Raw genomic sequence first — 13,065 nt, 5'->3', positions numbered from 1 at the left:
ATTAGCTCAGTACGCTTTTATCAATAATTCCTTTATTTACCAACTGCTGCAGAATAGCTTGGGATTTTGCTCTGCATGCATCACGTAGTAAACGCACCGCTGGGGTTATTGACTGCCTACTTGGGCAAATAAGCCAAAGTTCACCATTAACATGTTGATAATTTGGCATAACAGTAACTACCCTGTCATTGAGTAAATCGTCGGCTATATCAAGTGCCGATTTTACAGCTAAGCCCTTACCCGCAACGCACCAGCGCCTGACTAAATCGCCATCGTTTGAGGCGCGCCTGCCATCCATTTTAACTTTATACTTTGATTCACCATCACTGAATTCCCACGTATTATTTATAATATCCTGCAACTGATAAAACAAACCTTGATGCGACGTTAAATCATCAGGATGCACGGGAGTCCCGTTTTGTAAGAGGTATTCGTGAGTTGCACATAATAAGCGCGGTACGTTACAAATTTTAAAACCATAAACACTTGCATCATTAGGCGAGCCATAACGAAGTGCTATATCAACTGAGTCACGATAAAAGTCGATATTACTATCACTTATATGGGTTCTTAAACTTAGCTTTGGATAAGTGTCCATGAGTTCATCAATCCATGGGATCACCAAGTTACGCCCTAAGTCAGATGAAAGTGCAACACGCAATTCGCCTTCTATTTCGTCGTGTTCACCTTTAAGGTTTTGTTTTGCGAGCTCAAGCACTGCTAAAGCCTGTTCACATTGTGGTATGTAGCGCTCCCCAGCAGCAGACAACCTCAAATGACGTGTTGTACGAACAAACAGCTCGCTACCAAGCGCTGACTCCACGCGTTTAATAGCGGCGCTTGCTGTGGCTGTACGCATATCTAACTTAGCCGCTGCGAGCGTAATACTTCTAAACTCAGCGACTTTTAAAATAAGTTTTAAATCTTCTATGTTCATATTATCTATTTATATTTGATAATGATTCAACGATTATGCGGTTTATCTACATTAAAGCAAGGTCTACTATATATCCATCAGCTAGCCAAAGCATGGCTTGCACCTTATACGTAAACAAATTAGGACATTTATTATGAAAGCTATTGGTTATAAAAAATCTCTTCCTGTTACTAATCCTAAATCGTTAATTGATGTTGAATTACCACAGCCAATTGCAACAGGTCGCGATTTATTAATTAAAGTTAAAGCTATTGCAGTTAACCCAGCAGATTACAAAGTGCGTGCATCTATGCCCCCTGCTGATGGTGAAGTAAAAGTTATTGGTTGGGATGCAGTTGGTGAAGTTGTTGCAATAGGCGATGCTGTAACGGCATTTAAACTCGGTGATGCGGTTTATTACGCAGGTGACATTACTCGCCCAGGTAGTAATGCAGAATTTCAATTAGTGGATGAGCGCATTGTAGGATTTAAACCGCAGAGCTTAAACGATGCTGAAGCTGCTGCATTACCCCTTACTGCAATAACAGCGTACGAATTATTATTTGAGCATTTAAACATTGTAAAACAAGCTGCTGATGCAACAACAAAATCAGACGAAGTTATTTTAGTAACAGGTGCCGCAGGCGGCGTTGGCTCTATTTTTATTCAACTTGCTAAAGCGATTACTGGCGCAACGGTGATTGCCACTGCATCGCGCGAAAGCTCTCAAGCATGGGTTAAAAAACTAGGCGCCGATTATGTCGTTGACCATACAAAACCATTACCTGCTCAAATTGACGCGTTAAACATTGGCTCGGTAACACATGTAGCAAGCCTGCATAGTACTGATACTTACTTTGAAGCGTACACGCAAGTGCTTGCACCATTTGGTAAAATTGCAATGATTGACGATCCTGAGTCATTAGATGTTAGCAAATTAAAAATGAAGAGTTTATCTCTACATTGGGAATTTATGTTTGCCCGCTCAATGTTTAATGCCAAAGATTTAATTGAGCAAAGTAAGTTATTAAATCATGTTGCCGATTTGATTGACCAAGGCTACATTCAAACCACGATTGGTAAAAACTTAGGCACTATAAATGCGGCTAACCTGCGTATTGCACACACAGAACTTGAAGAAGGTCGCTCTATTGGCAAAATAGTGTTGGAAGGTTTTTAATTCTATAAATATTACACGCCTTATTTATACCTGAATTGATTAAAGGCGCCAATGCAATTGGCGTCTCCAGCCAATATTTCGGGGTGGCTTTTGCTGTATTTATATTTATTAAAGAAACTATTACCTAATAATATTTGATAATGATTCAACCATATACCTGTTTATCATATTGTAATAATCCTCTACTATCCGCACATAGCTATATTGATAAGCCTTACGTTACGTAGATATATCGATTGTATTAAGTAAGTAGAGTGATTTAAAAGCACGATATTATTTTTGTAATAAATTTTTAAAAGGGTTTGTTTTTACTAAAACTGACTCAACATAGTAAATACTGGTAAAACACCTACTCAATGGAAAAACTAATGACTCACCCTATTATTAATGACTTAGAAAAGCGCTACACAGCAAAACGTTATGATGCAACGAAACGTGTATCTCAAGACGATTTAGCCGTTATTTACGAAGCTATGCGCCTGTCTCCTTCATCTATTAACTCGCAGCCTTGGAAATTCATCGTAATTGAATCAGATGAGGCTAAAGAGCGTATGCATAGTACATTTGCTAATAAATTTGCGTTTAACCAGCCACACATTAAAACAGCTTCGCATATAATATTATTTGCTCACAACCCTAAATATACCCGCGATGATTACGCACAAGTAATTGATGCAGATATTAAAAATGGTCGTACTAAAGCAGAAAATCGCGAACAAGCTTTTGGTGCTTACGCGTTTGTTGATATGAATACTGATGAGCAAGGCAATAATGAAGAGTGGACTAAAGCACAAACTTACATTGCTTTAGGTAACACTATGCATGCAGCTGCACGTTTAGGCATTGACTCTACTCCAATGGAAGGCGTAGATGCCGAGCTGATTGGCGAAGTTTTTGAAAAAGAACTTGATGGTTACGTATGCGACGTGGCATTAGTAATTGGCTATCACGATAGCGCTGAAGATTATAATGCTAAATTACCTAAGTCTCGCTTAGCAAAAGAGCAAGTTATTCAGGTTTTATAAGTAATACGTTATAAACTTAAATGATAACAATATTAAAAAACCACTTATTTAAATAAGTGGTTTAATTTAATGAATAAGGTATAGAAAGTAAGCAATAAAACTATATCAATCTTATAAGTTAATACTGGAGGTATTGTTGATAAAACTTTGTGTCTAAACCAATATCAGGACACACTACAGCTCCATCTACCACTTTAGAGAGAGAAAATTTATTATTTACGACTATAACACCCTGATGTTCCAATGAACATTTATCACTCTCTGTAACTGACCAACCTTTTAATTCCGCTAACTTAGCAGGGGCTCCAGAAATAATATAAATTTTTGTTTCACCAAATTGAAGAAAATCTCCCTCATCATTTATAGTTTTAACTACCGAGCATGGAGGTGACAACTGAAGTGTTTCACTATTATTGTCCATTGAAACTTCGCAAATTTCAGCATCTAAAAGTATAGCGGCGTGTACATTTGTACATGAAAGCAAGAGTAACGCAGAGCTAAAAATTAATTTATTTTTCATACTAAAATCCCCCAAAACCAGATCTCATCACCTAAATTCAGCCAAACAGGTTACTGCATGCTAATGTGCTGCAGCACGTATTAAGGTCACCTTACTATGGTGAGTAAAAGTATTAAACAAAAAATAGAGCTATAAAACAATTGCATTACAGTGAAAGAAAACACATCGTCGGTCACGGTCACTATACCGTGCCTAGCGAGTGTCCAGCCATAACGAAAAGAATGTAATAAAGGCAATCCCATCATAATTAAAAGTACTGCGCTATAAAAAAGATTAATCGTACTTAAAGCAGGCCGTTCATTTAGTAACACCAAGGGTAAACTGACACACAAACCAAATAAAAATACTCCAGCTATTCTTTTATTAGAACTGCTTATTTGCTGTAATATTTTATCAGCCTCAGCCTCTTTTTCTATCGCATCATTATAGTGTTTGAATTCGTTTTCTCTTTTTAAAAATTCAGCCATTAATGCCTTGAAATTCTCAGGGTATTTATCTTCATCTATATTAGCTTTTACATCGAGCAACTCTTCAAGTGTATAGTGTGAATAATCGACTTTAATGGAATAGTTCCTTATAAGGGGCTGTTTATAGCGGCTGCAGAAAGTGCAATTCCTTCGCTAATTTTGTTAAATAACGTCAATAAAAACAAATTATTATTTTTTTAAGAGCAAGTTAGACCCATAAAAAAACACGCAACAGCTGCGTGCTTTATAATATATCTAAGGCTAATAAAATAGTAATTTAACCTACTTGAAGCTGTGCAGCCTGAATGTATTGCACTAAATCTTCAATAGAAACCACGGTCATATTATGTTTATTAGCATAATCACTCACTTCAGGTAAGCGCGCCATTGAACCATCGGGATTTGTTAGTTCGCATATTACGCCAAATGGTTTTAAGCCGGCAAGCTGCATTAAATCAACGGATGCTTCGGTATGACCACGACGAACTAATACGCCACCCGTTTGTGCTTTTAAACCAAATACATGCCCTGGGCGCGATAAATCACTTGGTTTGGCGTTATCGGCTGTCGCTGCTTTTACAGTTGTTACTCTATCAGCAGCAGACACGCCTGTTGTAACGCCATGCTTAGCTTCAATAGTGACTGTATAAGCGGTGTTATTTTGACTCGTATTGTTAGCTACCATTTGCGGTAAGTCGAGCTGTTTAATGCGCTCCTCCCCCATGCATAAGCAAACAATACCGCTGCCTTCGCGGATCATTTCGGCCATTTGAGAAGTCGTTAAATGCTCAGCTGAAAATACAAAATCGCCTTCATTTTCACGGTTTTCGTCATCAACAACAAGTACGCCTTGCCCTTGCTGTAGTGCAGCAATTGCGCTTTGTACGCGGATATGGCTTTCGCCGAATTGAGTAAGTAGAGACTGAATCATCATTATATTCCAAATAAAAAATAATAGATTCAGGACTGTGAAAGGATCAGTAATATATCGCTTTAAATTTAAAACGATCACTACCAAAATAGCTTAAATAAAATAACAAAAAGCACGCAGCAAAAAGCAGCGCACAGTGTCATACCAACTGCATTAAATTAGTGACCTATTACTGCGCTAAAAAAATAGCTCACTTAACGCGATACAATGATCGTGTCTTTAATAAAATTGGTATTAGTATAATAAGCCATATTCTCTTTCATCCGGACTGTAACCGTCGGCTCTGGCATCTCACCAGATCTGCTTGACCTTTACTTAACCTAATTACTGTGAAAATAAGTTAAATAAAGCGCTCGCGGGCTCGTTTAAGTTATAAATAACATTAAACATACCGCCGGTGGGGAATTTCGCCCCGCCCTGAGAATGTACTTTTATAACTAAAGCGCTATAAATGCCGGCTTATTATACCCTTTAACTTAATTACTTATCAAAGGTAAGTGAATAAACTTCTAACAAAGCTCGGTATTTAATGAGGCTTTGACTACTTTACCTTCATTTATGTCAGCGGTGATTGTACAAGTAGCGCCATTTACTAAATTCAAGTTAGGTGGAACATGACCAATATCAGCATCAATAATTACAGGGAATAAACACCCCCCTAGTGCAACGTCAAGCGCGTGGTGGTAATCAAATGAAGCATCTTGCCCTTGAGTAATTTCGCTACGACCAATAATAATGCCGTTTATATCGTCAAAAATACCTGCTAATTTTAATGAAAGTAAAAACCGTGCAACGGTTGTTGGTGTCAACTCTGAGTTTTCTAGGTATAAAATAAGCCCTTCGGGTGCGCTATTTTTTTTAAATTCATGTATTGCCAAAAATGGAGAGTCGAGTAATAACCCTACAGTATCAAGACACCCACCAAATAAACGTCCTGACATTTCAATAGTACGTTCATCAAAATAATTTAAACACTGCCACTGAGTAACCTCAGTGTGTTCAAACAATGTATTGGGATTTTGTGCGTAATCAGGTCTGTTTTTTTGATAATGAGATGACGGAGCTTGCTCAAACTTGCTGCCAGCTTCGTAGCTTAGTGTTTCAAATATTTGCAGGCAATAAGGGCTTTTTTCGTTTGGGTGGAGTTGCATTAGATTAGCGCTGTGTAGCGTTGCCCATTGGCATTTAGCCGTGAGTGCACATGCAATAGTACTTACATCAGAAAACCCAACTAACCATTTAGGCTTTGCTTCTTTAATGGCGTTAAAATCAAGAAAGGGTAATATTTCCATTGCTAACTCGCCACCAAAAGGAGGCATTATGGCGTCTATTTCATCATCTAATAAAAAGCCCATTAGTTGATCTGCATGGGCTTTTGCGTTTAATTGCGCTCTTGGTTTGTTTTGTCGTAAAAACTCGCCTTCAACAACCTTATATCCTCGATGTTTGAGTCCATTTATAACTATGTCTAACCGTTCATGATATTTAGCTTTTACACCCGCAGAAAGCGAGCACACTGCTATTTTTGATCCTACATTTAAGGGTGCTGGATAGAGTATATTAGCCATATTTTTTCCTTTTTAGAGAATATGTTAATACCAATTACGTTAGATTGGTGATCTATTTTAGCGAAAAGAAAATAGCTCATTAACAAGGCGAAAATCATGACATATAGCTGTTCAATATAAATAATTTTTATCGCCGCTAGTAAGTTATTCAATGCGCTAGAATATATACGTCTTTAACAATATCGGTATAAGTACCTACTATACCAACATAGACCATATTTATAGAATATGAATACTGTACGAGCGCGTTTACCATTAAAGGTTAAATTACAGACATAAAAAAACCGATGTAATTACATCGGTTTTTATTTAAAACGTTAAAGTGAGTTATACGTTAAAGATACTCAACTTCAATGATTTCGAACTCAACAATACCTTTTGGCGTTTGAATAGACACTGCGTCGTCCATTTGTTTACCAATTAAGCCACGTGCAATCGGTGAGTTAACAGATATTAAGTTGTTTTTAATACTTGCTTCATCATCGCCCACAATACGGTATTTTACTTCAGCATCGGTTTCTACATTTACAATAGTTACCGTAGTGCCAAAAATAACTTTACCGGTATTTGGCATTTTAGTTACGTCAATTATTTGAACATTTGAAAGTTTAGCTTCAATTTCTTGAATTCGACCTTCACAAAAACCCTGTTGCTCACGCGCAGCGTGGTACTCAGCGTTTTCTTTTAAGTCACCGTGTTCACGCGCAACAGCAATGTCGGCGATAATTTTTGGACGGGTAACTGTTTTTAATTCGTTAAGCTCTTTACGCAGTAAATCTGCGCCACGAACTGTCATCGGAATTGATTGCATACTTTTCTCACTTTACACCAAGGCCTTAGTTGGCCTTGGCACATTTCCTTAGTTCAATCGCAGGTGTAGCTCTTGAACTGACGTCACTTTACTACGGTCATCTGCTTTGTTAGCAGTACAGTTAGCGAATGCCGCGTTCAAGGTTGTCGTATAGTTGGTTTTATTTTGCAATGCACCACGACGTAACACCTTCGAATCTTCGATCGCTTGGCGACCTTCGGTGGTATTGACGATATAGCTGTACTCTTTATTCTTGATATAATCAAGAATATGTGGGCGGCCTTCATATACTTTGTTTACACGTCGTACTTCAATGCCAGCTTCTTCAAGAGCTTGTGCCGTGCCACCAGTTGCGTCAAGTTCAAAACCTAAGTCGGTCATGATTTTGGCTAATTCAACAATACGTGGCTTATCGCTATTACGAACAGATAATAACGCGCGACCACCGCGTGGTAAAGTATTGCTTGCACCTAATTGTGCTTTTGCGAATGCTTCGGCGAAAGTATCACCAACACCCATCACTTCACCTGTTGAACGCATTTCAGGACCACGGATTGGATCCACACCCTGAAACTTAGCAAATGGTAAAACAACTTCTTTAACGCTGTAGTAAGGAGGGATCACTTCTTTAGTAATGCCTTGGCTTGCTAAAGACTGCCCTGCCATACAACGTGCAGCTACTTTTGCAAGCGCAACACCGGTTGCTTTAGATACAAACGGTACAGTACGTGCAGCACGTGGGTTAACTTCGATTAAATACACTTTGTCTTCTTTTACTGCAAACTGTGTATTCATCAAGCCAACAACACCAAGCTCAAGCGCCATGTCGGTTACTTGCTTGCGCATTACGTCTTGCACTTCTTGTGATAAAGAATGTGCAGGTAATGAACATGCTGAGTCACCTGAGTGAACACCCGCTTGCTCAATGTGCTCCATAATACCGCCGATAATTACTTGTTCGCCGTCACAAATTGCGTCAACGTCAACTTCAATCGCGTTATCTAAAAAACGGTCCAGTAATACAGGTGCTTCGTTTGATGCTTGTACAGCTTCGGTCATGTAGCGACGTAAATCATCTTCGTCGTATACAATTTCCATTGCACGACCACCTAGTACATACGACGGACGTACTACTAACGGGAAGCCAATTTCAACTGATTTAAGTAATGCTTCTTCGGTTGAAGTTACTGTTGCATTTTCTGGCTGAAGTAAGTTTAAACGCTCAACAAGTTGTTGGAAGCGTTCGCGGTCTTCTGCACGGTCAATCGCATCAGGTGAAGTACCAATCACTGGTACGCCATTTGCTTCAAGCTCACGCGCTAGTTTAAGTGGTGTTTGACCACCGTACTGCACGATAACGCCTTTTGGCTTTTCAACACGTACGATTTCAAGTACGTCTTCAAGCGTAATTGGTTCAAAGTATAACCTGTCAGATGTATCGTAATCGGTAGATACCGTTTCAGGGTTACAGTTAACCATAATAGTTTCGTAACCGTCTTCGCGAAGCGCAAGCGAGGCATGTACACAACAGTAATCAAACTCAATACCTTGACCGATACGGTTTGGACCACCACCAATAACCATGATTTTATCACGATCTGTTGGATTAGCTTCACACTCTTCATCGTAAGTTGAATACATGTAAGCAGTGTCTGAGCTAAATTCTGCAGCGCACGTATCAACACGTTTGTATACTGGCACGATGTTTAATAAATGACGTTTTTTACGAATTTCAGCTTCAGATACACCTGCAATTTCTGCTATACGCGGATCTGCAAAGCCTTTGCGCTTAAGTTTACGTAGGAAGTCAGCATTTAAACCCGCCATGCCTACTTTCGCTATTTTTGATTCGTCTTTTAAAATGTCTTCTATTTGTACTAAGAACCAGCGGTTAACTTTAGTCAGTTCGTAAACATCATCAACGCTCATGCCATGGCGCATTGCATCAGCAATGTACCAAATACGCTCAGCGCCTGGCTCGCGTAGTTCACGAATTATTTTTTCTTTTGCTTTAGGGTCATCAAGGGCAACTATCGGGTTGAATCCCGTTGCACCCACTTCAAGACCACGTAATGCTTTTTGTAACGACTCTTGTTGGTTACGACCAATTGCCATTACTTCGCCAACTGATTTCATTTGCGTAGTTAAACGGTCGTTAGCACCGGCAAATTTTTCGAAGTTAAAGCGAGGAATTTTTGTTACAACGTAATCGATTGAAGGCTCAAAAGACGCGGGTGTTTTGCCACCGGTAATGTCGTTTTGAAGTTCATCAAGTGTGTAACCTACTGCTAGTTTTGCTGCAATTTTAGCAATTGGGAAACCCGTTGCTTTTGATGCTAGTGCAGATGAACGTGATACACGTGGGTTCATCTCAATGATAACCATACGGCCATCTTCAGGATTAATACCAAACTGCACGTTAGAACCGCCAGTTTCTACACCAATTTCACGTAATACTGCCATAGAGGCGTTACGCATAATTTGGTATTCTTTGTCGGTTAGCGTTTGCGCTGGTGCAACGGTGATTGAATCGCCAGTGTGAACACCCATAGGGTCAAAGTTTTCAATGGTACAAACAATAATACAGTTGTCGTTTTTATCACGTACAACTTCTGTTTCGTACTCTTTCCAACCAATCAGTGATTCATCAATTAGTAATTCGTTCGTTGGCGATAAATCTAAGCCACGCTCACAAATTTCTTCAAACTCTTCTAAGTTATACGCCACACCGCCGCCGGTGCCGCCCATAGTAAAAGAAGGTCTGATAATACATGGTAAACCAATGCGCGTTATGATGTCTTTGGCTTCATCCATAGAGTGAGCAATCTCAGCACGAGGACACTCTAGACCAATGTTTTTCATTGCGATATCGAAACGTTCGCGGTTTTCTGCTTTGTCGATTGCATCGGCCGTTGCACCAATTAGTTCAACGCCATGTTTAGCCAATACACCGTGCTTGTCTAGTTCAAGCGCACAGTTTAATGCCGTTTGACCACCCATTGTAGGCAGTACTGCATCTGGCTTTTCTTTTTCAATAATTTTTTCTACCACTTCCCAGTGAATTGGTTCGATGTATGTTGCATCGGCCATATCAGGGTCGGTCATGATAGTTGCAGGGTTTGAGTTAACTAATATAACTCTGTAGCCTTCTTCTCTAAGTGCTTTACACGCTTGAGCACCAGAGTAGTCAAATTCACAAGCTTGACCAATTACAATTGGGCCTGCGCCTAAGATAAGAATGCTTTTTATGTCGGTACGTTTTGGCATTATTACTCCAGTTAAATTAGTGTTTACGCGCTTGCATCAAATCGATGAAGTGGTCAAATAATGGGGCTGCATCGTGCGGACCAGGGCTTGCTTCAGGGTGACCCTGGAAGCTAAACGCAGGTTTATCTGTACGATGAATACCTTGAAGCGTTCCGTCAAATAACGATTTGTGCGTGGCACGCAGCGTACTTGGCAGGCTTGACTCTTGAGCTGCAAAACCATGGTTTTGAGCTGTGATCATAACTACATCGCGGTCTAGGTCTTTAACTGGGTGGTTAGCGCCGTGGTGGCCAAATTTCATTTTTTCTGTTTTAGCACCTGAGGCAAGGGCTAATAACTGATGACCTAAACAGATACCAAAAATAGGTGTGTCGGTTTCTAAAAAGGTTTTAATTGCATCAATAGCGTAAGTACATGGCTCAGGATCGCCAGGGCCATTAGATAGGAAGATACCATCAGGGTTTAAAGCCAGTACGTCAGCGGCAGAAGTTTGCGCTGGTACTACTGTAAGTTTACAACCACGGTCTACAAGCATACGTAGAATATTACGCTTTACACCGAAGTCGTAGGCAACAACATGAAACTTTTCATCAGCAGCATCAAGGGTTTTAAATCCTTCGCCTAATGTCCAGCTTGATTCGCGCCACTCAAAATTTTCCTTGGTTGAGACAACTTTTGCTAAATCCATACCTTTTAAGCCTGGGAAGGCTTGCGCGGCTTGTAGCGCTTTATTTTCGTCTAGCTCGTCACCGGCAATAATACACCCGTTTTGTGCGCCTTTATCACGCAAAATTCGAGTTAACTTTCTGGTGTCGATGTCCGCAATACCTAAAATATTACGTTCTTTTAAGTAATCATCTAACGATTGCTCGTTACGGAAATTACTCGCTAGCAGTGGCAAATCACGGATCACTAGGCCTTTGGCCCAAATTTGATTCGCTTCTTCGTCTTCGCTGTTGGTACCCGTATTACCGATATGTGGGTACGTCAAAGTTACGATTTGTTCCGCGTATGATGGATCAGTCAAAATTTCTTGATAACCAGTCATAGACGTATTGAATACTACTTCACCGACTGACATGCCGTCAGCGCCGATTGCAGTACCGCGAAACACTGTGCCGTCTTCTAGGACTAACAGAGCGGATTTAGTCAAGTTAAACCTCCTAACAGTAAAAAACGGGAGTAAGCAATTGCTTAACACCCCGCCAATACCCAGAGGGATCGTCAAAACCAGATTTCTGTGAGCTTAAATTGTTTTACGCAGTCTTAAATGATGCAGATGTAAAGCATTCAACCTTCAATCATTTTTTCTTGCCTAAAACTATTTTTATTCCCACTGAAACCCCGGATTTACTAGCCATTTGGGTATAATTGGAAACACGCATTTAGTAATTTTTGGCAAATTGGCTGCATATTACATTAAGTTGCCTTTTAGGTCTAATACTATTTAGTAAATTGTAATAAACAAGTGACTTTAGGTGAAATTAGACCCAAACAGCTAAAAAGGTAACTAAACTACTTTAGATCTAGCACATCTTGCATATCATAAAGTCCTGCTGGTTTATTTTGCAACCAGCCTGCAGCTCTTATAGCGCCTAGTGCAAAGGTCATTCTTGAACTTGCCTTATGGGTCAATTCGAGCCTTTCGCCCATTGTAGCGAAGTATGCAGTGTGTTCACCTACTATATCGCCCCCTCTTAGCACCGAATAACCAATCTCATTTTGCGATTTAGCTGTTTCTACTTGGCTTCGGTCATATACGGCAACATCGTCGTGATTCCAACCTTTCGCTTGCGCGATTGACTCACCTATTGCCAGTGCAGTACCCGATGGCGCATCAATTTTATGGCGATGATGCGCTTCAAATATTTCGATATCTAAATCGTCACCAAATTTAGTTGCTGCTGTTTGCACAAGGTTAAGTAATACATTCACGCCAACACTGTAGTTTCTAGCAAACACAATAGGAATATATTTAGCTGCATCGTGTAAAAGTGCCATATCGTCGCTTGTTAAACCCGTAGTACCAATAACCATAGGGATTTTTTGTGCTACAGCGGTTTTTAAATGGTTTTTCATACCAGCGGGAAGTGTAAAGTCGATTAAAACATCTACATTATCTATTGTACTTTCGTCGCTAAAGCTAACATTTTTATCGGCTGCACTATTTATCTGATTTACATCAATTCCCAATAACGGCGAACTGCTACGAACGTATGCACCTGTAAGCTGTGTTTGCTCTTTAATTGTCGCAGCTTCTAATAGAGCTAAGCCCATTCTGCCGTTAGCACCAAAAACACCTATTCGATTTGTAGTCATTGTTTTACCTAATTTAAATTTGAATCCGTTTTTTACTAATCTGAGTATATATCCGGAGCAC

At 39.7% G+C, this 13,065-nt stretch carries 11 protein-coding genes and 1 riboswitch; of the genes, 2 read left to right on the top strand and 9 right to left on the bottom strand.

All coding sequences use genetic code 11. From position 1 onward, the window contains the following. Window position 1 precedes the first annotated feature (1 nt). Entirely contained in the window at window positions 2-937 is a 936-nt protein-coding gene (locus tag GQR56_RS09700) for a LysR family transcriptional regulator (protein WP_166110797.1), read from the bottom strand. 133 nt (window positions 938-1,070) lie between these two features. Here GQR56_RS09700 and GQR56_RS09695 point away from each other — a divergent pair, with 133 nt between their 5' ends. Together GQR56_RS09695 and GQR56_RS09690 are read left to right on the top strand one after the other, a co-directional pair. Then, window positions 1,071-2,096 (top strand): zinc-binding alcohol dehydrogenase family protein, encoded by a 1,026-nt coding sequence (locus tag GQR56_RS09695; RefSeq protein ID WP_166110794.1) that lies wholly within the window; start codon window positions 1,071-1,073, stop codon window positions 2,094-2,096. A 368-nt stretch (window positions 2,097-2,464) separates the two neighbouring features. Further along, entirely contained in the window at window positions 2,465-3,121 is a 657-nt protein-coding gene (locus GQR56_RS09690) for a nitroreductase family protein (RefSeq protein ID WP_166110791.1), read from the top strand. 118 nt (window positions 3,122-3,239) lie between these two features. On the opposite strand, the gene GQR56_RS09685 is transcribed toward GQR56_RS09690, so the two are convergent. The 8 genes from GQR56_RS09685 to dapB form a co-directional block, all read right to left on the bottom strand. Next, entirely contained in the window at window positions 3,240-3,641 is a 402-nt protein-coding gene (locus GQR56_RS09685; RefSeq protein WP_166110788.1) for a hypothetical protein, read from the bottom strand. 86 nt (window positions 3,642-3,727) lie between these two features. Continuing rightward, the gene (locus GQR56_RS09680; RefSeq protein ID WP_166110785.1) at window positions 3,728-4,108 is read right to left on the bottom strand and encodes a hypothetical protein; all 381 of its coding nucleotides are present in this window, start codon (window positions 4,106-4,108) and stop codon (window positions 3,728-3,730) included. A 277-nt stretch (window positions 4,109-4,385) separates the two neighbouring features. After that, window positions 4,386-5,039 carry a 3,4-dihydroxy-2-butanone-4-phosphate synthase gene (ribB, locus tag GQR56_RS09675; RefSeq protein WP_166110839.1) on the bottom strand — a complete coding sequence of 218 codons (654 nt, stop codon included), beginning with the start codon at window positions 5,037-5,039 and terminating at the stop codon, window positions 4,386-4,388. Window positions 5,040-5,286: 247 nt separating this feature from the next. Continuing rightward, a riboswitch (FMN riboswitch) is annotated at window positions 5,287-5,468 on the bottom strand. A gap of 80 nt (window positions 5,469-5,548) precedes the next feature. Beyond that, the gene (locus tag GQR56_RS09670) at window positions 5,549-6,607 is read right to left on the bottom strand and encodes a S66 peptidase family protein (RefSeq protein WP_166110782.1); all 1,059 of its coding nucleotides are present in this window, start codon (window positions 6,605-6,607) and stop codon (window positions 5,549-5,551) included. A 334-nt stretch (window positions 6,608-6,941) separates the two neighbouring features. Beyond that, a complete protein-coding gene (gene greA, locus GQR56_RS09665; protein WP_024610351.1) occupies window positions 6,942-7,418 on the bottom strand; it encodes a transcription elongation factor GreA in 477 nt (158 codons plus the stop codon). A 48-nt stretch (window positions 7,419-7,466) separates the two neighbouring features. Then, a complete protein-coding gene (gene carB / locus GQR56_RS09660; RefSeq protein WP_024610350.1) occupies window positions 7,467-10,685 on the bottom strand; it encodes a carbamoyl-phosphate synthase large subunit in 3,219 nt (1,072 codons plus the stop codon). Window positions 10,686-10,701: 16 nt separating this feature from the next. Further along, window positions 10,702-11,838, bottom strand: a complete 1,137-nt coding sequence (gene carA / locus GQR56_RS09655) for a glutamine-hydrolyzing carbamoyl-phosphate synthase small subunit (RefSeq protein ID WP_007375827.1) — start codon at window positions 11,836-11,838, stop codon at window positions 10,702-10,704. Window positions 11,839-12,200: 362 nt separating this feature from the next. Continuing rightward, a complete protein-coding gene (dapB, locus tag GQR56_RS09650) occupies window positions 12,201-13,004 on the bottom strand; it encodes a 4-hydroxy-tetrahydrodipicolinate reductase (RefSeq protein ID WP_024610349.1) in 804 nt (267 codons plus the stop codon). Window positions 13,005-13,065: the final 61 nt, after the last annotated feature.

This window comes from Pseudoalteromonas sp. Z9A5 (genome assembly GCF_011378875.1).
Lineage (GTDB): Bacteria > Pseudomonadota > Gammaproteobacteria > Enterobacterales > Alteromonadaceae > Pseudoalteromonas.
Note: the sequence above shows the minus strand (reverse complement) of the source record. Positions and strands in the feature narration are given on the sequence as shown.

Excerpts from the sequence above, each read along its gene's own strand:
- GQR56_RS09700 (WP_166110797.1), bottom strand. The coding sequence starts at position 937 with ATGAACATAGAAGATTTAAAACTTATTTTAAAAGTCGCTGAGTTTAGA.
- GQR56_RS09695 (WP_166110794.1), top strand. The coding sequence starts at position 1,071 with ATGAAAGCTATTGGTTATAAAAAATCTCTTCCTGTTACTAATCCTAAA.
- GQR56_RS09690 (WP_166110791.1), top strand. The coding sequence starts at position 2,465 with ATGACTCACCCTATTATTAATGACTTAGAAAAGCGCTACACAGCAAAA.
- GQR56_RS09685 (WP_166110788.1), bottom strand. The coding sequence starts at position 3,641 with ATGAAAAATAAATTAATTTTTAGCTCTGCGTTACTCTTGCTTTCATGT.
- GQR56_RS09680 (WP_166110785.1), bottom strand. The coding sequence starts at position 4,108 with ATGGCTGAATTTTTAAAAAGAGAAAACGAATTCAAACACTATAATGAT.
- ribB (WP_166110839.1), bottom strand. The coding sequence starts at position 5,039 with ATGATTCAGTCTCTACTTACTCAATTCGGCGAAAGCCATATCCGCGTA.
- GQR56_RS09670 (WP_166110782.1), bottom strand. The coding sequence starts at position 6,607 with ATGGCTAATATACTCTATCCAGCACCCTTAAATGTAGGATCAAAAATA.
- greA (WP_024610351.1), bottom strand. The coding sequence starts at position 7,418 with ATGCAATCAATTCCGATGACAGTTCGTGGCGCAGATTTACTGCGTAAA.
- carB (WP_024610350.1), bottom strand. The coding sequence starts at position 10,685 with ATGCCAAAACGTACCGACATAAAAAGCATTCTTATCTTAGGCGCAGGC.
- dapB (WP_024610349.1), bottom strand. The coding sequence starts at position 13,004 with ATGACTACAAATCGAATAGGTGTTTTTGGTGCTAACGGCAGAATGGGC.